This is a genomic window from Trichormus sp. NMC-1, from assembly GCF_001858025.1.
GTDB lineage: Bacteria > Cyanobacteriota > Cyanobacteriia > Cyanobacteriales > Nostocaceae > Anabaena.
Genome location: NZ_LZQD01000011.1, coordinates 82,748 through 105,498 on the forward strand (window position 1 = coordinate 82,748; position 22,751 = coordinate 105,498).

Below are 22,751 nucleotides of genomic sequence, written 5' to 3' on the forward strand. Positions count from 1 at the left end.
GATGCCGTAGCAATGGTTTTACCGTCCGGGCTGAAACTCACACTACTGACAGTATTCTGATGCTTAAATTCCTTCAGCAGTTTCCCCTGCAAGTTCCACAACCGCGCTGTTTTGTCCCCAGATGCCGTAGCAATGGTTTTACCGTCCGGGCTGAAATTCACACTCCAGACAGTACCCTGATGACCCTGAAATTCCTGTAGCAGTTGCCCCTGCAAGTTCCACAACCGGGCTGTTTTGTCAAGTGATGCCGTAGCAATGGTTTTACCGTCCGGGCTGAAATTCACACTCCAGACAGTACCCTGATGACCCTGAAATTCCTGTAGCAGTTGCCCCTGCAAGTTCCACAACCGGGCTGTTTTGTCAAGTGATGCCGTAGCAATGGTTTTACCGTCCGGGCTGAAACTCACACTATAGACCCAACCCTGATGACCCTTAAATTCCTTCAGCAGTTTCCCCTGCAAGTTCCACAACCGCGCTGTTTTGTCCCCAGATGCCGTAGCAATGGTTTTACCGTCCGGGCTGAAACTCACACTTTTGACAAAATCCTGATGCCCCTTAAATTCCTTCAGCAGTTTCCCCTGCAAGTTCCACAACCGCGCTGTTTTGTCCCCAGATGCCGTAGCGATGGTTTTGCCATCGGGGCTGAAACTCACACTGAAGACAGTACCCTGATGCCCCTTAAATTCCTTCAGCAGTTGCCCCTGCAAATTCCACAACCGCGCTGTTTTGTCCCCAGATGCCGTAGCGATGGTTTTGCCGTCGGGACTGAAACTCACACTATAGACTGTACCCTGATGTCCTTCTAAGCGGTTGCTTTCTCTGCCCTCAAAAAGAACTTTATGGAAAGCATTTAAAGCCTCTACGTTAGTTGTGTGTTGGCTGTGTAGGATTTTTCCCGCCCTAATTGCTGTGACAAAAGCCTCTAAGTCTTTATGTTCATTCATTAGAGACTGGGAATATCTACCAAGCGATTCGGCTTGATTGAGTTCCGCTTGATTTTTCTGAGTCCATGCTGTCCAACCCAAACCACCAACAAAAAGAAGAAGAAATCCCAAAATTGTAATGACTTTCTTTTGTTCTTTTTCTCGTTTTTTAGACTCTCGAACAATTTTTTCTTGGGCTGTTATTAGTTCAGTTTGCATTTGTAACTGCCGCTGGCGGTATTCTTCATCTTCTTTTTTTATTCGCTCACTTTCCGCCACACTAGCTTTAATAAATTCCTGCTCATCAACTAAGTCTTCTGGGCGTTCCTTCAGTCTTTCTTCCGCTAATGCTAATGCTGCACCACGCAACAATGAACCTGAATCTTGATTCGTTGCTTCCCATTGTTCCTTTGCTGAACGGAGTCGCTCTTGCCAAGCTCTAAAAACGCGGTTTGTATTCATCCATTCTCGCAGTTCTCCCCAATTCCGAATCAAAGCTTCATGGACTACTTCCACAGTTTCTTGATTATTATTGCGACTTGTCACCACCAACCGAGCATCAGCCAATTGTTTTACCAAAGACCAACTTTGCTCTCCCAATTCCGCTTTCATGGCTATGCGTCTTGTATCCTCTGTTCCCTCACCCGGACGCACCAATTGAATAAAAATCCGTCGGACTTTTTCCTTCTCGTCATCTGTCAAGCTACCATATTTTTCATCAGCATGACGAGCTAATGCACCTTCTACCTGACCAATTTCTTCATAGACTTTGTGAGTTAATTGTTTACTCGTTCGCTTGTTCCATAATTCTGTCAAAGCAAACTCTAGCAAAGGTAAATTTCCCGGTTGGTTTTCCACATCATTGAGAATGCGTTCTACCAGTCCCGGTTCAAATCTCACCCCTAAATTTTCGGCAGGTTTTTCAATGACTTCTGTTAATTCTTTCCGGTTCATTGGTCCGAGTTTCACATCAGCTTTTTGCAAAACATCAGCAAAGGGACGATAAGAAAGAGCATTTCCCAAAAAATCTGCCCGCATTGTCGTCACCAACACGGTAGCCGATGAAGATAGGGAAGTGGTAATTTCTAAACTAACTAATAAACTATCGAGAAACTTACGGCGAATTTTCTCATCATTGCAGAGTGTATAGATTTCTTCAAATTGATCAGCAATCAATAGAACTCGATCATTAGGGTGATTTTGCCGAATTTTAGCAAAAACGTCCGAGAGAAGAACAGATTCATCTTGCAAGTAATCAGCTAACTTTCGCGTTTGGGCAATTTGGTCGGTTTGATCTAAGTTTGGTGTATAAAGAGGAACTAAAGCTAAGGCTAAAGCGTGAAAGGGATCTGAACCAGGACGGAAATGAGTAAACTGCCAATGACCCTCTTTTTGTAATTTAGGAACAAGTCCTGCTAATACCACCGAAGATTTACCACTTCCTGATGCACCTAGTACGGGAATAAAATTATTCTTTTTAGTTGCAGTATAAAGTTCTTCTATAAATATTTCCCGCCCAAAGAAAACATCCGCATCATCGGGTCCAAAATGAAATAAACCGCGATAAGGACAGAGGAGATTGTCATCAGCAACATCAAGAGATGTAGGTTTTACTTCTTCTCTATAGTAGAAATAATTGTAGATAATATTGTGATTACCAATCTGAGCGCCCTTAATTTCACCCTTAAACTCAATATTATTTTTGAGGGGATCTGCGGTATCTTCAATCATTTAAATACTCTCGCAATTCTTAGCTAAATGTATTTGTTTGTGTGTTTTGATTTCCAACTTGAACACCCTTAGCTCCTCGTAAATCATATTTACCAGTTGAAGCACCTTCAGGATCTTCTTCTTTCATAATTTGTTGTGCTTTTTCGATAATTTTGTCATCTTTATCAATTCCTACCTTGGCGAACTCTTCTTTAAGCAATGCTTTAAAAGCTTCTGAATCTAGCTTTTCTTCATGATCATCTACGAGATTTCTATCCTTTTCTTTACCGTGTTCAGCAAATTTATTTTTAATCAAATCTTTCAAACCTTTATAGGCATCTTTAACGGCTTGTCCTGCGGTATCCTTCGCAGCAGCAGTAGCACCAGCGACTAAAGCAGCAATAATTATCTCCATAGTTAATCCTTAAAAATGTGTAACAGGGAAAATACGTATCTTTGAAATTTAGATTATCACAAAATGTATAACTTAGGGATTTGCTATGTAATATTATCTTAATAATGGACTTAGAGCTAACGCTCATGTACGACAATTGTATTGCCGTACTACCATGCCAACATACTTATACTTTGGTGAAAACGAATTCTTCCTAACTCGCACCATCAAACAACTAAAAACCCACACTCTAGATCAACAATGGGCAAACTTTAACTATACAGAATACCCCCCAGAATCTAAAGAAACCATTCCTCAAGCATTATCCGATATCATGACACCACCAGTTGGGAGTGGAGGAAGATTAGTACACTTGCCCAACAGCACATTACTGGGAGTTTGTGCAAAAGAAATTTTGTTGCAGTTGGAGTCCATTCTCCCCAAAATTCCCTCAACAAACACACTCCTTATCACCAACACTCACAAACCTGACGCAAGAAATAAATCAGTCAAATTACTACTGGAGTACGCACAGGTACAGGAATTTCCTCTCATTCCCCAATGGCAAAGCCAAGCATTAATACAGCAAGCTCATACTTTAGCTGACGAAGTAGGTGTAACACTCACTACCGATGCCTACACAGTATTGATTGATTACACAGGCAATCATACACGACTGATATTCACCGAACTAGAAAAGCTCAAAACTTATGCTTTGGGTAAAACAGTCAATGAAGATATGGTGAAAAAATTAGTGTCAGAAAGTGCTGCTAATAGTTTACAACTAGCCAATGCTATTCGCTTGGGTAACATTGCTCAAGCATTAGAATTTGGCGATCGCTTAATTAACTGTAACGAACCAGCTTTAAAGATTACCGCTACCCTGACTACTACCTTTCGCACTTGGCTAACAGTCCAACAGATGATCATCACCGGGTGTCAAGACGACAATACAATGGCCCAACTTGCAGAGGTGAAAAATCCCAAACGCTTGTATTACATCCGCCAAGAGGTTGCTAATTGTTGTGTAAACAGGCTGAAAAATAGTTTGAAAATGCTGTTGGAACTAGATCTAATGCTCAAATCTGGTGTAGATGAAAAACTCGCCTTGCAAACTCAACTTATCAAACTTTGCTCGTAGTTACTACTTCTTGCAAATGCAATAAACACCTCGGAAATTTAACCTAAAATTCTCTGGTTGTTGAGGGAGATTAAATTTCTGGAGATGTCCAATCAACAATTTCAAAAACTCAAAAAATGAAGCAACTTGATCTACTTCATCTCACAACAGACCTTTCTGTTTCTGAACCTTCTCAAAGTATAGATGCCGAATCTACACAGCCAATTGCAGAAAACTGGCAGTTATCAAAAATCATCGGACAAAATTTAGCGGTATCTTTACTCAAGGGTGCGATCGCACACAACCGAATTGTCCCTGCGTATTTGTTTGCTGGAGCAGACGGAGTAGGAAAATCTTTAGCTGCGAAATGCTTTATCGCTGAAATTTTCAACATCCAAAACCTAGCTAACTGTCCTGATATTTTATGGGTTGAACCAACATACCTACACCAAAAACAGTTGTTAAGTGAAAGTGAAATAGCAGCTTCTGGGGTACTGCGAAAATCTCCATCCCAAATTAGAATTGAGCAGATTCGAGAAATCACCCAATTTCTTTCTACCTCTCCTCTAATTGCACCTTACAAAATTGTCGTGGTAGAAAATGCGGAAAGAATGCCACCCACTGCTGCTAATGCACTGCTGAAAACTTTGGAAGAGCCAATATCCGGCACTATTATCCTCATGTCATCCCAACCCCAAAAGTTACTTACTACAATTACCAGCCGTTGCCAACTGATTCCTTTCCAGCGACTAAACAACCCCCAAATGACCAAAGTTTTAGAAAATGTGGGACGTTCTGAAATTCTCAATCACCCCAATGTTATACAGTTTGCAGGTGGTTCTCCAGGGATGGCGATCGCTTACCATGATCAACTCCAATCTATCCCACAATCAATTTTGCAACAACTAATTCAACCTCCTAACAATCTGTTAACAGCGTTAAGTATTGCCAAAGATATTGAGGTGCAATTAGATTTTCATCAACAACTATGGCTGATAGATTACCTGCAATATTGCTGGAAGGAATTTCTCAGTGATCACAATTGGCTGTTAAAACTGGAAGATGCCAAAAACTCTCTGTTAAAAATGGCCTCTCCCCGTTTGGTATGGGAAGTCTTATTATTTCCTGACTAATACCAAAAACTACATTTTCAACGCAGTCTGTCTAAACATCATCAAAGATACCAAACAACATTTTTGGACAAAAAGATTGCGCTATGCGCTCTTGTGGTGAACTAAATCAAACAAAAAACCATGAGTGCCATTATCAACAATTACCGTCAATTGGATGTAGCATTTCTCCTGCTCAACGACTTGACAACAAAACTCCGCACGGCTGGGGCAAGAATCTCAGTTAGAAAAGTGGGAAATTTCCACAGAATCACTGTTTTGAAAGAACCCACTGTAGCCAGTATTGAGCAAATTCTTGGTGACACAAGCAGGGAAACAGAAACGCCTAACCTCAGCAGTAATAATGCGATTACTTCACCCTCTGAAAGCACTCCGTTACCAGATGATGCTTTTAGTGAAGCTGGTAGTAATACATTACTTACCGTAAACGAAGAAATTGAGGATAACTCAGTAGTTGAGGCGATCGCTCAAACATCATCTGAATCTATTACACCACCAGATGATACTCCTAGTGAAGATGGTGCTAATACAGTACCTACCGTAAACGAAGAGATTGAGGATAATTCAGTAGTGGATGCGTTCGCTCAAACATCACCTGAATTTATTACACCACCAGATGATACTCCTGGTGAAGATAGTGGTAATACAGTAACTACCGTAAACGAAGAGATTGAGGATAATTTAGTAGTTGAGGCGATCACACAAAAGACACTGCCAGAAGCGATCGCTCTACCCGAATCATCTGAATCTATTTCTTTACCAGATGATACTCCTAGTGAAGCTAGTAGCGATACTGTAACTGTGGTGAGTGAAGATATTGATCATAGCAGTGATAGTAATGATATTATTCCCTGCGACACAGCAGAAATTATCACCGATTCAGATTCTCCTACACCTGATCACTCTTCCTCAGAAGTAACAAATATTCCCGATTCTCCAGAATTAGCAAGTTTGGAAGATTTACAAACACTAACTCTAAAAAGACTAAAGGAGTTAGCCAAATTGCACAAAGTCCCTGGTTTCTCTCGCATGAAAGAAGAGAAATTAGTAACCAAACTGCATGGTTTAGCAACCAAAGAACAAATTTTGTAATACTCATCAACCTCAAATCTCTAGCAGATTTGGGGTTATTTTTTACGCAGTTTTTCCCAATACAACCAGTAATAAATGCGCTAGGCGCAATCAGGTTTGACGCTGGGCTTGTATCCCAAAAAGCCTCAAATCAGCCTGTAGCGAATCATTCGTTTAGTTGCATAACCGAGAATGCGCTATCGCGCTAATACCGTGAAAAATATTGATTACCCAAGGAAAATAATATGACTCAGCAATACGTCAATAAAGTTGATTTAGTTGGTCGCGTTGGTCAAACACCTGATGTTCGATACTTCGAGTCAGGTGCAATGAAAACATCCTTGACTCTTGCTGTCAAACCTCCCTACAGAAGTGAAAATCCCCTCTGGTTTGATTTAGAACTTTGGGGAAATATTGCTCAAGTTGCAGCAGACTGGGTTCAAAAAGGTTCAACCATTGGGATTACTGGTGAAATAGTCTTTGACAGATGGATAGATAAAAACACCAACGAATCCAGACAAAAACCCATCATTCGTGTCAGCAATCTAGAACTGATCAGTTCTGCTCAACGTAAAGACTCGAATGAAACCAGTGAAGACCAAGATTCCATAATTAACGCAAACTTCTAGAAAACTAACCACATCCCGCAGCATAACTTTTGTCTGTGGGATGTTGTGGTTGAAAAGCGCAAAGCGCAATTTTAATGAACAATTGACAATTTCATCACAAGGAATAGACCATGATTAACTCAACCCAAACCATTCGACTGCTCAGTATTGATGAAGCTTTTGACAGTCAAGGTGTAAAGATTGTCTATGGTGAATGTGTTTTCTCCTACTATTCAAAAGATGGCGTAGTGGAAGACACAATTCCCTACAGAACCAAAGGAGCAGCCGCAGTTTCCATTGCTGAATCAGGAATTAATGCTACTGGTATCGCTATGGGCTATTTAGATATTAACGTAGTGGATAGCGGTAAGGGATATAAAGAAAAGAAAACTGCCTTGGTTATCCGCACTTTCATCTGCACTACCACTGGTAATCGGAATCCTATACCAACTGCTACACCTGTTGTTCAAGCAACTCCACAGGAAAATACTCAACAGCTAGTTGGTGCTGGTGTAGCTACAGCATCTAACAACGGACATTCTCGGAATACTAATATTTCTCACATTCCCTTTTAATGATCTTACTTCTGGCTACTTTGCCAGAGGTATTTTTTTCCTGTAGGCAGATAATTATTTCTAGAAAAGTGGTTTAATATTTCGTCTAGGAACTCAATCTTAAATAAAATGCCACTTACTATATTAAGTCGAAGACTCCCAAAAATGATTGAGACGCTCTAAAATTACAAGTCCCGTACTACCAACAAGATTCTAGACAATTCACGATAAACTAGAGTGCGAAGAATGATTGGCTTCGCCAGTGCCGTAGGCAATCAGAATCTCTTGTTGATTGTAAAATTTACTAAAAAACCTTATTATGAGTCGCATTATTGCGCTATTTAACCAGTCCGGCGGTGTGGGGAAAAGCACTTTAACAATGAACTTGGGGTATCATTTAGCGCAGCGTCATCCTAACCGTGTGCTGTTGATTGACATGGACCCACAAGCCAGCTTGACCACATTTATGGGACTGGAACCAGAGAATCTCACAAAAACTGTGTACGAAGCTGCTGTTGGGGAAGAAGCATTAACCATCCATCCTGAACTAATTCATGGAATGTCGTTAGTCCCGTCAAATATTAATTTAAGTGCTGCTGAACTAGAATTGGTATCTGCCCTGATGCGAGAAATGCGCCTCAAAAATGCGATCGCTCCTATACTGGACAAATATGATTTTATTTTGATAGATTGTCCTCCCAGTTTGGGTATTTTGAGTGTGATCAGCTTAGTGGCAGCAACCCACGTTTTAGTTCCCATTCAATGTCAATTCAAATCTTTTCAAGGAACGGACTTGCTATTAAATACGGTAGCAAGACTCCGCAAAGCTGCAAATCGGTCTTTGGCGATCGCTGGCTTTATACCGACAATGTATGATGCTCGCACTGCTCAGGAAAGCAGAACTTTCAAGGCTATTTCAGAACAACTGTCACCACTGGCCACAGTCTACGACCCAATTTCCAAAGCTATTGCTTTTGCCGATGCTAGTGAGGCACGATTGCCTTTAGCATTATTCAATCGCAAACATCCTGCCGTTGATGTATTAGAAAAAATATCTTTAGGTTTAGAAAAATTGAAGTGAATACCAATAAAAAAGACCAACCTTATACCAGTCAATTAAAAGGCGTAGCTGCCTTACTTGGAGATAGTGTTTACCCAACTGAAGATACTACTACAACTCCGCATACAATTTCTATTGACTCTATCAAACTGCCTAATTCTCAGCCCCGGTGCTACTTTGATCCAGAAAAGCTAGAACAACTGGTAATATCAGTTAAAGAACACGGTATTTTAGAGCCTCTGTTAGTCCGTCCTTTAGAAGCAGGACAATATGAGTTAGTTGCAGGAGAGCGACGCTACCGAGCCGCCCTGAAAGTAGGACTAAAAGAAATACCCGTTGTTGTTAGAGAACTCAACGATAGAGAAGCCTTGCAGTTATCCCTTGTTGAAAACCTGATTCGAGAAGATTTGAACCCAATCGAAGAGACTGAAGGTATACTTCAGCTTTTAAGTTTGAGGTTAAATCAGGATACTGATAACGTGGTTTCACTTCTCTACCGAATGCAAAATGAGGCTAAAGGTAAAGTTACCCAAAACGTTTTGGGTAGTGATGATTCCGAAGCAATAGAAGCTGTATTTGATGCCTTGGGAATGATAAGTTGGGAATCTTTTGTCAGCAGTCGTCTACCGTTACTGAAACTGCCAGAAGATGTCCTAGATGCTTTGCGGAAAGGTGAAATTGAATATACCAAAGCTACTGCGATCGCTCGTGTGAAAGATTTAGGACAACGAACTGCACTCCTGGAGGAGACGATAGCAGACAGTCTATCACTAACTCAGATTAACGAAAGAATTAAAGCAAGTCGTCAGGTAAAACCAGAACCACCTTCACTCAAAAACCGTTATAAGGAAGCATCAAGTCAATTACAAAAAGCGAAGATTTGGGAAAATCCTAAAAAGCAAAAAGCTTTGGAAAAACTGCTGGCTCAGATAGAAGCTCTGTTGGTGGAGGAATAAACAAAAGAAGTAAGAAACCGCAGAAATACCATTTGTGAATAACATCAAAATACACGGCTTCTGCTCATTTGGGGTAGAAGCTAACCTATTACAAAACGAAAAAACAATACTTTTTAAACAATGTAATTTCAGAAACACTACTCTAAACTCCAGTAGTTCAGTTAAGGTTTTTATTTCAGCAAGATTTCAACATTAATCATTGAGAAAATAGTCGCCAAATACTTATATTTCCATAATCTCCGCTTACTAAAGTGTTTCCATCGGGACTTATGGACAAGGAAAAAACTGAACCAGGATGAGTATAGACATTAGACTCTAATTCTCTTGTTTGGAAGTTCCAGATTTTGATATAGCTGTCATCACCTATACTGAACAAAGTCTTACCATTTGGGCTAATGGCTACAGACCAAGTACAGTTCTGATGTCCACTAAGTGTAGATTTTAATTCTCCTGTTTGTAGATTCCAAATTTTGATAGTTCCGTCACAACTCCCACTCACCAGAGTCTTACCATCCAAGCTAATTGCTAAAGAAAAAATCGTATTAGAATGACCAGTCAGAGTGGCTTTTAACTTTCCTGTCTGCAAGTTCCAAATTTTAATAATATCAACACCTCCAGTAACCAAAGTCTTTCCATCAGGACTAATTAATAAAGAACGAACTATCCGTAAGTGAGCAGGGAGGGTGAATTTTAACTTTCCTGTTTGCAAGTTCCAGATTTTAATAGTATCATCAACACTCCCACTGACTAAGCTTTTACCATCCGGCGTGATAGCTACAGACAACACCTCATCATCATGACCAACAAGGGTAGATTTTAACTTTCCTGTTTGTAGATTCCAGATGTTAATAGTTTTGTCTTGACCTCCACTGACAAAAGTTTTGCTATCTGGGCTAATAGCAACGGAAAGAACCGAATGCTTTGTGAGAGTAAATTTCGGTTCTCCTGTTTGAAGATCCAGGATTTCGATGCCGCGCTTATTTCCGCTAACTAAAGTCTTACCATCTGGGGTTATGTCTAATCCGTAATACGAACCACGTCCCGAATTTAAGTTTTTAACTAAAGTTGCAGTCATAATCTTTTTGCGTGGAGGAGAGGGGTTCGGTAGATTACTTAAAGAAGCATCCTTTTTATTATGAATATCAATTATATTAAATGGTACATTATACAAATAATAAGAAACAATTACCATGAATATTAGTTTAGTTATTAGATTTTTTCTAAAATATTTAACCTTAGAATACAAAAATATTGATATTATCAGTAGTAAAAAAATAGAAAATATAAGAAGAGGAGTATTGTATTGAAGACTTAATTGTATAGCATTCAAAAAATTATGATCTGATTTAAAATACTCAGGAATTAAAAAAGATATGTTATTTTTTATCTCATCTGTCTCTCCCCTGATAAAAAGAATTCTTTGAGCGTATATCCATAAGGACGTGAACCATAAGATCAATGATAAAATAATACGAATGGTTATATTTATCTTTTGATTTATAACCTTCTCAATTGTAGGCAGTAGAATGACAAATACTAATACTTGAGATACAATACAAAAAACAATGCTCTTCAATAATAACATTTTTAATAATTCCTCCACTTACTTTTAAAAGTATTATTACAACGAAAACTATTTTGCCTTGGCTAAAACAAGAAAACCTTTAACATTTTTTATAGGACTTATTACTTTATACATTAAAACGGTATTTTGTCAATAATTTTCGGCGTTATCAATGCTGTCACCTGTGGGTAATGTCAGTAAATTGAAGTATGACGACGTTAAAATAAAGGGGGCTACCATAGAGAATTCAACTCCTGGTTAGCTTTCTTTGCTCATAAAGGTTTACGCCATGTTTTCCGAAAAAATCATAAAGGGAGCGGTAGAACCAATAAATTTTCCGAGTATCTTGTCTTTACCCTATTTGATTTTGAGGTATAATTCACAATAGTCTTTTTTCAGTGCAAAGTCATGAATTTTAAATATAAATACAATGCCTGTGTTTTATTACCTCTTACTATTAAAGATACAAAAATCAACCCAGTGTCCTACCGTCTAATGGTATTCCCCAGCAAACCAGAAATTAGTCAAGGAGAAATCAAAACTCTATATTTTATAGGCGAAACGGGGACTTCTATAAATTTTGATGCACTTTTAACTAATATTGCTAAACCTTTCTTAGATGGTGATACTTACATTTGTAATTATGTATTTGAAATACAAGATAGGGATGTTGCTTTAAGAATTGCACAACTTTACAAAAATAATAACCCTGGCAAATTTGAAGATGAAAATCCAACAGAATAAAAAGGGTTAATTGGTACGTTGAGAATTACCAAAAATATTGATTGATAGAATGCTTATCAAGTATGGCTTACAGCCTTAGCATAACTTTCTGTTCAATTGCTCATTTACTCCCTAACACGCAAAAAGATTTTGGGAACAAATTTGTGTAGCTATCAATTTTAAGCTAACGCTTATCTGGGAGTGAGCAAATAATATGATTCCCAAAACAATATGCTACAAGCAGTCATTCCCAACTCAAGCGAAACCTTCCTCCAAAACGCTGTTGTTGAAAGATACAACTTCTCCAAATTAAACAAAACACGCATCCGGTTCAAGATTCAATTAAAGAAAACAACTAAAAGCAATGCTCCGAAATGGGCAGATGTTCTCAAAACGTCTCAAAATGAACAAGAATCAGACCTAGTAAAAGTTACAACTTCAGAAGTTGGTTTAAAGGGCATCAAAGTTTTCAAAGCCTTAGATGAAGCCGCAAACAAATTAAGACAAGAAATTGCTTCAGTCCAAGAATGGATGAATTATGACAATGGTGATTGGATTTGTTCCATAGATTTAGCACCCATAGTCTGGAGTCAATTAATCGAAATTCGAGATAATATTGCCCCTACTTTACGCACCCAATTGAGAGAAGAGTATGACGAGGGTTACACAGATTATCAAGAACGGATTGATAAATTCCTCTCACTGAATGCTTGGCAGTTATCTGTAGAACAACAACAAGAAGTTAAGCAAAACTTAGTAAAAGCTTTTCCCTGTTTAGAGGAACTAGAAGACTATTTACAAGTAATAATTGGTCGTCCTGTGATTATTCCTGCTATTAGCGAGCAATTGTCAGAACAACAAGCTGAATGTTTGCAGCAAATAACTCGATTTATTGAGCAGTATGACACAAATTTAGAACAAACACTCAGAGAATCGGCGATCGCAGGTGGAGAACAACTAGCAGCGCAATTACTCGAAGATTTGAGCAATTGGGAACCAGGACGCAAACCAGTCAACTTTAAGAAAAAGATGGAACGTCATTTCAAGAAAGTCCAAATGCTTTTGGGTAATGCCAGTTTTGAAGCAGGTAGCAGTCTCGAACAAATGATGACTCATCTAGAAGACATTCTCGAAAACGCTTCTGTAGATGCCAAAAGGCTTGATTCACAGGGAAGTTCTCAATTAGAGGGAAAAATGGATGAAATTTACGCCAAGCTGCTGGATGAACAACGTCATCTTCAAAGATTAGCAAGTGATGAGGGTATGGGGTTAAGCAAAGCTACAGCCATGTCTCTCAAACTTCGGTAGAAAAACCTGTCTGTATCATCTTTGAACAAAAACAAGGTGTGAGGTGTAGATGAGAATAATACACCTCATACACTTGCTACGCAATTAAGAGAGGAAGTAATAGCAACTATTTACTTCCTTGTTTATCAGTCTTAATTTCCCAATTCACAGTAACTAAGATGTCACATTTCTCAACTGTCACCACAAAATTAACTAATCGTGAATGTTTAGTTGATGCTCTACAAGATTTGCAGCTTACCGTGCAAGTTTATGAGAAACCACAATTGCTCAAAGGTTATTACGACGACTCTGAAGGCAAAAGTGCAGAGATTGTTGTCCCTGGTCATACTTTAAATGCCCGCGCAGATATCGGGTTTTTGTGGGATCAAGAAGTAAAGGTGTATCAAATCATCCATGATGCCTATGAAACAGTACCCCGACTGGGAGAAAACTTCTTTTCTCATACCCTCATGCAAGCCTACGGTAAAAACATGGTTCGCGCTAAAGCAGCACAGTTACAGGAACAGCTAGGAGAATGCACCATCACAGAAGAAACCAAGGGTCAAGTACATACCTTACGTATTGCATTCTCAACACATCAACAAACTCAGCAAGTACGGAGATAATCTATGGAAAGGGCAATATTGATACATTTTGACACTGCTACAGGTGAAGTAAAAATAGAAGCCGAGGGATTTGAGGGATTGTCCTGTCTAGAAGCAACTCAACCTTTTGAGGAAGCTTTGGGGATAGTGGGCAATCGCATTTACAAGCCCGAATCTCACCAACAGCTTCGTAGCACTAACACCCATCAACACCGACTACATCAATAAATTCAAACCAGGGACGAGGGAGATATAGCAGGGGAGAAGTAACACAGATAGAAGTTTTTTAGTATCTCAATTTTATCATCTTTTGGTAAACTCCCTGCCTATCAATTGCTATATCTTCCACATCCTTTCCTGGCCTGTTTCTCCTTCATCTAAGGAAGTTCAGTAATAAATTTTCACTGGGGAATAAACAAAATTCCCCTATCTTTTCATGAGTGAACTACCTGAAGAATATCCCATGCTCCATATTTACACCTCAAAAGGAGCGCGACAACCAGTAATTATCAAAGGAAACACCGAGGGACTTTGCACTTTAGTTAATGCCCTAATTTCCGCTATTGCTCATCCACAGTCTTCTGGAGTTGCTGAAGTCTTTAACAGTGATGCCGAAACTTACGAAGTAGTTGTACATCTTGTTACCACTCATAACGAACTTTCTTCCGTACCTGAGTAAAATTCACAGCCATGAAACTATCAAACCTAATTACCACCATTGACTCTCAAATACCCATTGTGGCTTTAGAGGTTCTATCTCCTGAAGAAGCAACCATTATTCAATGGTTAACTACTGAAGTCATGGACAAACTGAATAGTCCTGTGTATTTCTGGAATTTAGGAGTATCCAGCTTAGAACAATGTCTGATTGCTGACGACGGTGGACTGGTATTCAAATCAGTCGAGACTTACAAAAAGCCTCCTCACATAGACCCTTTAATATATGTATTCGAGTACATCAACAATTTTGAGGGGAATGGGGTTTTCATACTGGGAGATATTCACCCTTTTGTGGGTAAAAATTCCCTGCAATTGAGTTGGGAAGTTCTTACCAGAGTCAAGAACTTGTACCATCGTCTCAAACCAACTGAAAAGCGCATTGTACTTCTGGGTCAAAATATTCAACTGCATGAATCTTTATTGAGGCTTATTCCTTGCTGTGAAGTTCCTTTACCTAGCATTGAGCAAATTCAAGACCACTTAGAATCATATTTGCTGTATTTGCAAGAATCTGCCAGTGAGCAAGAGGTACAATTCACAGTTTCTCTGACCACTGAAGATAAAGAAACCTTAGCAAGAGCAGCATTAGGATTAACTTTGGAAGAAATCAGCGACTTCTTGCGGTTGACTGTGAAAGAACGATTAACTTCTCAAGGCATTGTGATGGATGCTACAGTCATCTCCTTGGTTGTCGAATACAAAACCCGGCTACTTGCTCAAATGGGTATTGAATTGGGTAAACCCACAACAATACCTTTTGGCGGTTTGGATTTACTGCGGGATTGGCTGCAACGCCGTCGTCGGTTGTTTTCCCAAGAAGCGCGATCGCTCAATTTACCCCAACCTAAAGGCGTGCTATTAGCGGGACCACCAGGGACAGGTAAATCAATAGTAGCCAAAAACATTGCAACTATTCTCAATCTTCCATTGTTGCAACTAGACATTGCCTCAATGCTTGGTAGCCTAGTGGGAGAATCTGAAGGTAATGTCCGCCGCGCACTCAGTACGGCTGAAGCGATCGCTCCCTGTGTCCTGTGGATTGATGAGGTAGAAAAGGCACTTTCCGCTAATGGCGATACTTCTGGGGTTTCACAAAGAATTTTAGGGAATATCCTCACTTTCATGTCTGAATGTACAGCAGGGGTGTTTGTGGTAGCAACTTGTAATGACCCAACTGCTTTACCGATTGAATTCAAGCGCAAAGGGCGGTTTGATGAGAATTTCTTTGTTGATCTACCCACAGAAATAGAACGTTGTCAAATTCTCAGGATTCATCTAGGACGCTACGGTATAAAAGTTCCTGAAGAGTATCTGGAAGCGATCGCTGTTAGTACCAGCAAGTTTAGCGGTGCTGAATTGGAAACTCTAGCCTCAGAAGCCGCACTACTGGCTTTTGATGAAGGAAGACCGCAACAGGTGACACTAGCTGATTTAGAAAATTGCCAGCGAAATATTACGCCTTTAGCTGTTCAAGATGCTGCTGCTGTTGAGCGGATGCAGTCTTGGTCAAAGGTAGCACGACCAGCTTCCAGTCCTGTGCAGGTTTCCAAGAGAAGTCTTCGTACCTCTAAATTCCGTACCAATTAGATTGCCTCCGGCACAGAAGTAAGCGAACTGCTTGCAGCAGCGCTTCGCTATCGCTTTCAGTAGTCAAGTAAGCCATAAATCACTAAACCGCTAAATACTCATTGGAGTTTTTAGCGGTTTACCACAATGAAATATCGTTGTAATCATCATGGAAATATATTTAGTATTCGTAGATGCTGCCCAGAATAGCAATAAGTTCTGGAGTGCCAAAGTTGAGCAAGAAAATTTAACTGTTGGCTAGACTGTGCCAAATTGGGAGTTTTGTACGCTAAGGAATCAGAGCAATCGCCCAAAGCCTTGTCATTAAAGATTGTTAGCGTTCAACTCTCTTGAAATTTTTTAACGACCATCGGACTTAAATACAAAAAATTTCATTTGGATTACACTTTTTGATGTTTCTAGGTTCTTATTCATGCCACACCCCCACTAATTGCAATGGGTTGGCAGAATTAGAAGAAAAATGTTTACACTTTTGTACTTTGCAGTCTATAATCAAAAGATTAAGACTGCCATGAAATTACCCTCATGGTTTTGATCCGGCGATCCAGTATTTACTTAGAGACGTTTTCCAGACATTGACTAAGTAAAAAACTGGGTTTACTGATTTATTGAATTTTAAGCTCTCAAATTGTTTACAAGACAGTTTGAGAGTTTTGATTCGTACTGGTAATCAATTGCTGTAATCCTTTTCAGTGCTACAAAGCATGATTGAAAAATCGGCTACTGACTCTGATCATAACTATATCAAAGAAAACCAATTTCAGGAAAATTTATTTTTACTATTAAAATTTCTTAATCTGTATTGTACGTGTCTAAAAGCTTATGTACATGAGAGTTTTTACTATCCTTTGGTGAATGCGATCGCTTATTTGTTGGGATGATGGGCGATTCCTCATGGCAGCTTCGCTATATTTACTCCTAGATAATAGATTTTGTATAATTGTAGGTGTTATTAATAATGAATGAAATTACTATTGTATTAATTGAGAATCATAATTTAACCCGGATGGCACTCAAAACTGAATTGCAATCACACACTGGGTTTAAGGTGATTGGTGAAACGGGTAATGCAACTCAGGGACTAAAACTTTTGGAAACACTGAAACCAAATGTGGCTGTGATAGATATTAATTTACCAGATATAAACGGGATTGAACTGATCCGTAAATTTAAGCGTTATCAGGCAGAAACAGGACAATCACAGGTAAAAATATTGATTTTGACGATAAATAATAGTGAAGATGTAGTTTTAGCTGCGTTTGCGGCTGGTGCTGATTCTTATTGTATAAAGGAAATAAGTATTAATAAATTTACTGAAGCTGTACAAGCAACTGCTAATGGTAACTCTTGGATTGATCCAGCGATCGCTAATATAGTATTACAAAAAATGCGTCAAGGTATTTCCAATGATAATCAATCATTGGATAAGCCAAAAGTTGTAAAAATTGAGGTATTAGAAATAGAATATGAACAAGTTTTAGAAACCTACCCCCTAACTCAAAAAGAACTAGCAATTTTAGAATTAATAGTAAGTGGTTGCAGCAATGCTCAAATAGCCGAGAAATTATATATTACCGTAGGTACAGTCAAAACTCATGTTCACAATCTTAAAAATAAGTTATGCGCTGATGACCGTACCCAAGTTGCTGTGAGGGCTTTACGTTCGGGTTTAGTGATGTAGTCAAATGTAAGTATCTATGATTAACATCTCAATGTCATTTTATAAAAAGTGGCACTATTTATTGTAAAACATTTGGTTCTACCATTTCCCTTATGACAAAACATCCTTTTGATATATCTAAAACCATTGGTGTACATAGGTTTCATATAAATTAATAAGCGATCGCCCCAAAGGAATCCCCACATTTTAGATTTCCGCATCTTTGACACCTACACTTAACACCAATAGCTTAATTTCAAAGAGTGATCGCCCCAAAGGAATCCCCACAGTCTAGCCATATTGGTTCTCCTGAAAGAATACCAATAACATTTAATAATGGATATTCTATCGTTTCTCTATCTGTTAATTCTCTTTGTTCAAAACCTCTATAACATCTATTAAACTATAGCCTGTTTTAACAGATTTTAGCTTTGAGCCTGAAATTTATTTCAAGATTCATAATTCATCGCTTTTAATACTCGTTTTATTTGCTTGGGTGCGTCAATTTGTTCGGGACTCCAAAGATACATTGCTTTGTCAAAATATTGTTTACTGTTAGCTTTATCTCCTATTTTTTGATAGGTTAATGCTAGTTGAAAGTAGGCTTCTGCTAGGTCACATTTTGCACCAATTTTATCTAATATTGCGATTGATTCTTGATGATAAATAAGGGCTATTTCAAATTTTTGCTTTTGTCGATAAATTTCTGATAACGCATTTAAAGCATTGCCATTAATTAGTGTTGAATGAGTTTCATCACTAAAAGAAATAGCATTCAAATAAAATTTTTCTGCTTTTTCAATTTCTTGCAAATTTTTATAAGCCATTCCTAAAAAAATCAATTTTAATCCACGTACCCATATATCTAAAATATCGTTTAAATTATTATTCTCAACTTTTTTGATAAAATGCAATGCTTTATCCTTACAGTTAATACAGGAATACAAATAAGCCAAATAGAACCACACAACTATTTTACGCTTCATAAAATCATCACTTTTGTCATCAAAAAGAGAGTGAATATTTTCGCTTATCTCCAATGCGTTTTTAATTTCTAAGAGTTGAATTCTACAAAGAACAATATTTAACATACAGTCTATTTTTAGTTCTTTTAATTCAAAATTTTTTTGTATGGTTTCATTATATGAACAACAACTACTATTTGAAATCAGGTGTTCTAAATTTTGAGTTGATAACTTTTCAGATTTTTGATAAAAAGTAATAGATTCGTGTATATTTCCTTTTCTATAGCAGATATTTGCCAACATACTATATAGTTTACTTTCAGAATAAAATCGGTTAATTTTACCAATATTATTAATTGTGTTTGTAATTGCAAAATTAATCTCTGATATTAAACCCAATTTCATCAAAGAACTACCAAGAGTTGAACCAGATTCCCATTTATTAGGTTTTTCCCATTGGTTAGGTCTGCGATGTAATATGACACTGCAAGCTTTGTCAAAATCCTTAATCTCTACATAATGATAATAAGCCTCCAATGCTTTACTTCCATCCTTAACAGTTTCAATAGTTTTAACACTTTCAGTCCAAAATTCTGCCGCTTTGGTATTTGCTTGTTTCCAATCTTGTCTATTTCTCAATCTTTCTATTGCTTCTTTACGAATTACAGGATGTAACGAATATTCATCATTATTGAATTCAAATAAAGCACGGTCTTTCAAAATTTTAATAATTCTTTTATGCTGATTTTTTACTACATCCCAAAGTAAACAGAATAAACCTTTTTCTGGTATCGTCGAAACATATTCATCTTGATAACGATAACATCCCATTCGACACAGCAAATTATAAGCATCAGTATTAATATAAGCTAATCTTTCAAATTGTTCTCTAATTAAATTCGCTACCGCAGTTTCAACTTCTAAATTCTCCTCAGTTTTATTTTCCTGCCAATAAGCAACAATATCTCCATTAAAATCATTTAGAATCGGATTACATAACACTTTCATAGCTAAGGCATTGCCACCATAAACCTTATAAATTTCGGTTAATATGGGAATATCTGAGTTAATACCTTGATAATGCCAATACTCACTCCATGCTTCTACACTTAAACTAGGCAGACTATACAAGGTAATATATAAACTCTCACAAAGACGTTCACGACTGGTAATTAAGGTAAGCGATTTAACGCTAGAATCGGTTAAAACTCGCAATAATTCTACATAACTACGATTCTGTTCAATAAACTTACCAGAAGCATCTAAAGCAGGTTCGAGGTTATCTATTAAAATGCCTATTTCTCGATCTTGGAGTTCTTGCTTTAATCGTTGTAAAGATTCTATTAACTCCTTTCCGGGTTCTTCTCCTAATTTACGCAAATTAAATTCTAAAAGATTCTCTATTGATGCAATATCCTTTTTTTCTTTACCAATAGGAAACTCTAAGACTGTTTTAAACCTTCTTTCAAGATATTTCTGAGCTAAACGAGTTTTACCAGTCCCTCCTGGTGCGATGATTTGGATAATTTTTGCGCCTTTATTGATCCGGTTGTCAAGAGCGATAATTGCATCGTCTCTACCTACGAAATTAGGATCATACTCAGTAGTGCAAGCATCTTGCCGGCTAGATGTAGATGTATTCAAGGAGAAGATACTGTCACTAGCCTGATTTTGGCTTTCTGTAACCGTTGGTTTATGTAGTAAATCAGGCTTATATTGAGCAAATAAGGCCATTAAATTAGCCCGCTGTGAAGAATGATCATCTTCAAAATCATTTTTTAAGCCAAAGACTTGACAAATCTTTCTAATATGTTGCCTTACGGTAGTGTCAGCAATAACTAAGGATTTAGCGATCGCTTCATCACTCTCACCAGATAAAAAATGCTCTAACACCTCTCTACGTCTTGCTGTTAGCTGTTGTAATGCCGTTTCAAATCTCTGTTTAGTCATCCGTAAACAAACGTTTATCTAAGTTGTTTATTAATACTAACATCCGTGTACAAAGTTGTTTATGGCTTATGTATCAAACTTTAGACATAGAAAAAAGTCCTACCTTTCAATGGTGAGGACAATTTGTAAGAACAACCAAATTACACCATGAAACAACTTCAAAGAAAAATAGTTCCCCTTGTTATGGGAGCATCCACGACTATTCTTACTATTGCAGGAACATATGTATCTGTCTTAACACTGCAAAAACCTGCCCAAGCAGCTTCTCGCTGCGAGTGTGTCCAATATGTGAGAAATCGTTTTGGGTTGCCTTCACCTAGTGGAAATGCGAATCAGTGGAATGATGGTTATTTGCAACGTAACCGTTTCCGTCAAGTTGGTCCAACTCGCGGTTCAATTGTTGTTTTTGAAAAAACTTTCCCAGGTGCTGATTCAAGGAACGGTCATGTAGCTGTCCTAGAAGATTTTGATCCCAAGACTGGCAAAATTACTGTCCGAGGAGCTAATCAGGGTGGAAACTCCATAGAGAACAACTGTAGCAATGTTAATTCTATTAGATTCGGCACTTCTATTAATGGTCGTAGCGATGTGAGTTTTTGGCAACGGTAAAACTTTTGAATTAAGATTCTTCTTGAAAGAAGTTATATAGAATTTATGCGATCGCTCTAATTATTCTCCATGAGCGATCGCTTTTTTTGGAAAAAATTTATCAAATTAATTTTTTAGGAGATAGTTAATGACTAAATGGTTAATTTTTCTGATTTCTATAGTTATTTCAAATATCTATTCATCGAATACTTTAGCACAGGAAGTACCTAATATAGCTGAAAGTTCTGTTGTGTCAGATAACACCAATACTACATCAACTCCTAACACTGGAACTCCATCTAACTTAAACACAAATACTATTAACCAAGGTGTTTCCGCTTTTAGTTCTAGCTTTAGTGGTTATAGTTCCTATGGTAGTCAATGCGGTTTATCTATTTCAGGTGGTTATATCAATAATGGTGATCAAAATAGTTATCAAATTGTAACTACATTTAATACTAATCCCTGTACTAATCAAAGTGATTTAGAAAATATTAGACAAAACAATGAGAATAAAAGAGAAGTATTCAGAGCAAATGCTAACATCATTACTGCTTGTATTAATGCCAGAATAGAAGCGGTAAAAAATAGAGTCAATCCAGATACTATTTGTAAACTTGATAATTTTCAAATGCCAAGAACCCCTTAATTGTTTTAACTTAAAAAATTCAGCTTTTTCTATTATTTCTTAATACAAAAAAATAGTAAGTAGAAATTTAGTCAGGATTCAAGTCAGAGAATTAAGTAAGATTAGGTGTCAATTCTAAAGAGGTTTTACTATTACAGGGAAAGAAAGGAAAATAGAAAATTAACTTTTAATCTTTCCCTCAATAAGTAAATACTTTCAAGCTAATTAAGCAAGCAGCAATAGCTGTTTTAATTGACAAATAGTATTGGTTCTGTCTATACTAGAAAATATTAGGTTCGCGTATTCAAAAATTAAAGTCACTCCAGGAATAAAATCATACAGCCTGAATAAATTTATAGCATTATCAAATCTGGTTAATACCACTCAATGATGGGAAACCATCATTGAAAATGTAATTGTTCAAAATACAAACTGGTGTAACTATCATCTGGATAACTATGCTAATTATTTGCCCTAAATGCCAAAGTGATAACTCTCGTAAATTATCCCTAATTTATCAAGAAAATGTCACCCATAGCACTAGCACAGTCAGAGGTTCTATAGGTTCAAAGTCTGCTGCTGCTTATAAAAATCAAACTAATACTACATCACTTGGCAAGATAGCAGCACCACCAGAAAAACCAAAATCAAATATTATATTAATTTTTAAAACCATTTTTATTACCTGGATAGGTATTATAGTATTCACAATTTTTAAAGCATTAGTTTTGATTGAATTGTTAATATTTTTATTTTTCCCAATCTATCTATTCTGGGCATTAAGAAAAAACATTTTATACTCACGCAAATACCCTAAACTTTATAAAAAGTGGGATAATTCTTTTATGTGCCAGCGTTGTGGAACAATTTTCGAGGGTTAACAAAAGAACAAATAGTTAAGCTATTCAAAATCATTGATACAATGATGACTAATCATTACAATTAACT

Annotated in this window: 21 protein-coding genes and 1 pseudogene; 18 read left to right on the forward strand and 4 right to left on the reverse strand. The window is 37.6% G+C overall.

The window, feature by feature from the left end:
• Both A9Y75_RS23900 and A9Y75_RS23905 read right to left on the reverse strand, forming a co-directional pair.
• A partial coding sequence (locus A9Y75_RS23900; RefSeq protein ID WP_071192173.1) for a peptidase C14 occupies window positions 1–2,654 on the reverse strand: 2,654 nt, incomplete at its 3' end.
• 19 nt (window positions 2,655–2,673) lie between these two features.
• The gene (locus tag A9Y75_RS23905) at window positions 2,674–3,048 is read right to left on the reverse strand and encodes a hypothetical protein (protein WP_071192064.1); all 375 of its coding nucleotides are present in this window, start codon (window positions 3,046–3,048) and stop codon (window positions 2,674–2,676) included.
• Between the two features lie 154 nt (window positions 3,049–3,202).
• Here A9Y75_RS23905 and holA point away from each other — a divergent pair, with 154 nt between their 5' ends.
• The 7 genes from holA to A9Y75_RS23940 all read left to right on the forward strand — a co-directional run bounded on the left by holA (window position 3,203) and on the right by A9Y75_RS23940 (window position 9,526).
• Window positions 3,203–4,168 (forward strand): DNA polymerase III subunit delta, encoded by a 966-nt coding sequence (gene holA / locus A9Y75_RS23910; RefSeq protein ID WP_071192066.1) that lies wholly within the window; start codon window positions 3,203–3,205, stop codon window positions 4,166–4,168.
• Window positions 4,169–4,284: 116 nt separating this feature from the next.
• Window positions 4,285–5,280: an AAA family ATPase gene (locus A9Y75_RS23915; protein ID WP_071192068.1), complete on the forward strand. Its 996-nt coding sequence runs from the start codon at window positions 4,285–4,287 to the stop codon at window positions 5,278–5,280.
• Window positions 5,281–5,400: 120 nt separating this feature from the next.
• The gene (locus A9Y75_RS23920) at window positions 5,401–6,369 is read left to right on the forward strand and encodes a hypothetical protein (RefSeq protein ID WP_071192070.1); all 969 of its coding nucleotides are present in this window, start codon (window positions 5,401–5,403) and stop codon (window positions 6,367–6,369) included.
• 224 nt (window positions 6,370–6,593) lie between these two features.
• Complete coding sequence (gene ssb, locus A9Y75_RS23925; RefSeq protein WP_006196492.1) at window positions 6,594–6,977, forward strand: single-stranded DNA-binding protein; 384 nt, start codon at window positions 6,594–6,596, stop codon at window positions 6,975–6,977.
• A 110-nt stretch (window positions 6,978–7,087) separates the two neighbouring features.
• Window positions 7,088–7,531, forward strand: a complete 444-nt coding sequence (locus A9Y75_RS23930; protein WP_071192072.1) for a hypothetical protein — start codon at window positions 7,088–7,090, stop codon at window positions 7,529–7,531.
• A gap of 298 nt (window positions 7,532–7,829) precedes the next feature.
• Complete coding sequence (locus tag A9Y75_RS23935; protein WP_071192074.1) at window positions 7,830–8,591, forward strand: ParA family protein; 762 nt, start codon at window positions 7,830–7,832, stop codon at window positions 8,589–8,591.
• Entirely contained in the window at window positions 8,588–9,526 is a 939-nt protein-coding gene (locus A9Y75_RS23940; protein WP_071192076.1) for a ParB/RepB/Spo0J family partition protein, read from the forward strand. The genes A9Y75_RS23935 and A9Y75_RS23940 overlap by 4 nt, the downstream gene beginning before the upstream one ends.
• 196 nt (window positions 9,527–9,722) lie before the next feature.
• On the opposite strand, the gene A9Y75_RS23945 is transcribed toward A9Y75_RS23940, so the two are convergent.
• Complete coding sequence (locus A9Y75_RS23945) at window positions 9,723–10,718, reverse strand: WD40 repeat domain-containing protein (RefSeq protein WP_071192078.1); 996 nt, start codon at window positions 10,716–10,718, stop codon at window positions 9,723–9,725.
• A 780-nt stretch (window positions 10,719–11,498) separates the two neighbouring features.
• Here A9Y75_RS23945 and A9Y75_RS23950 point away from each other — a divergent pair.
• The 8 genes and pseudogenes from A9Y75_RS23950 to A9Y75_RS23980 all read left to right on the forward strand — a co-directional run bounded on the left by A9Y75_RS23950 (window position 11,499) and on the right by A9Y75_RS23980 (window position 17,693).
• Window positions 11,499–11,834, forward strand: coding sequence for a hypothetical protein (locus A9Y75_RS23950; RefSeq protein WP_071192080.1), 336 nt, complete (start codon window positions 11,499–11,501; stop codon window positions 11,832–11,834).
• 210 nt (window positions 11,835–12,044) lie between these two features.
• Window positions 12,045–13,121: a hypothetical protein gene (locus A9Y75_RS23955; protein ID WP_071192082.1), complete on the forward strand. Its 1,077-nt coding sequence runs from the start codon at window positions 12,045–12,047 to the stop codon at window positions 13,119–13,121.
• Between the two features lie 158 nt (window positions 13,122–13,279).
• The gene (locus A9Y75_RS23960) at window positions 13,280–13,726 is read left to right on the forward strand and encodes a DUF1257 domain-containing protein (RefSeq protein ID WP_071192084.1); all 447 of its coding nucleotides are present in this window, start codon (window positions 13,280–13,282) and stop codon (window positions 13,724–13,726) included.
• A 3-nt stretch (window positions 13,727–13,729) separates the two neighbouring features.
• Window positions 13,730–13,933, forward strand: coding sequence for a DUF2997 domain-containing protein (locus A9Y75_RS23965; protein ID WP_071192085.1), 204 nt, complete (start codon window positions 13,730–13,732; stop codon window positions 13,931–13,933).
• Between the two features lie 208 nt (window positions 13,934–14,141).
• Window positions 14,142–14,384, forward strand: coding sequence for a hypothetical protein (locus tag A9Y75_RS23970; protein WP_071192087.1), 243 nt, complete (start codon window positions 14,142–14,144; stop codon window positions 14,382–14,384).
• 11 nt (window positions 14,385–14,395) lie between these two features.
• Complete coding sequence (locus tag A9Y75_RS23975) at window positions 14,396–16,012, forward strand: AAA family ATPase (protein WP_071192089.1); 1,617 nt, start codon at window positions 14,396–14,398, stop codon at window positions 16,010–16,012.
• Between the two features lie 148 nt (window positions 16,013–16,160).
• Window positions 16,161–16,247, forward strand: a pseudogene (locus A9Y75_RS27995) (WGR domain-containing protein); the annotation flags it as partial.
• A 723-nt stretch (window positions 16,248–16,970) separates the two neighbouring features.
• Window positions 16,971–17,693 carry a response regulator transcription factor gene (locus tag A9Y75_RS23980; protein WP_071192091.1) on the forward strand — a complete coding sequence of 241 codons (723 nt, stop codon included), beginning with the start codon at window positions 16,971–16,973 and terminating at the stop codon, window positions 17,691–17,693.
• 428 nt (window positions 17,694–18,121) lie between these two features.
• On the opposite strand, the gene A9Y75_RS23985 is transcribed toward A9Y75_RS23980, so the two are convergent.
• The gene (locus A9Y75_RS23985; protein WP_071192093.1) at window positions 18,122–20,587 is read right to left on the reverse strand and encodes a LuxR C-terminal-related transcriptional regulator; all 2,466 of its coding nucleotides are present in this window, start codon (window positions 20,585–20,587) and stop codon (window positions 18,122–18,124) included.
• A gap of 147 nt (window positions 20,588–20,734) precedes the next feature.
• Here A9Y75_RS23985 and A9Y75_RS23990 point away from each other — a divergent pair, with 147 nt between their 5' ends.
• From A9Y75_RS23990 to A9Y75_RS24000, 3 genes are all read left to right on the forward strand, one after another.
• Complete coding sequence (locus tag A9Y75_RS23990; RefSeq protein ID WP_071192096.1) at window positions 20,735–21,196, forward strand: CHAP domain-containing protein; 462 nt, start codon at window positions 20,735–20,737, stop codon at window positions 21,194–21,196.
• A gap of 127 nt (window positions 21,197–21,323) precedes the next feature.
• Window positions 21,324–21,824 carry a hypothetical protein gene (locus A9Y75_RS23995; protein WP_071192098.1) on the forward strand — a complete coding sequence of 167 codons (501 nt, stop codon included), beginning with the start codon at window positions 21,324–21,326 and terminating at the stop codon, window positions 21,822–21,824.
• 437 nt (window positions 21,825–22,261) lie between these two features.
• Window positions 22,262–22,684: a hypothetical protein gene (locus tag A9Y75_RS24000; protein WP_071192100.1), complete on the forward strand. Its 423-nt coding sequence runs from the start codon at window positions 22,262–22,264 to the stop codon at window positions 22,682–22,684.
• Window positions 22,685–22,751: the final 67 nt, after the last annotated feature.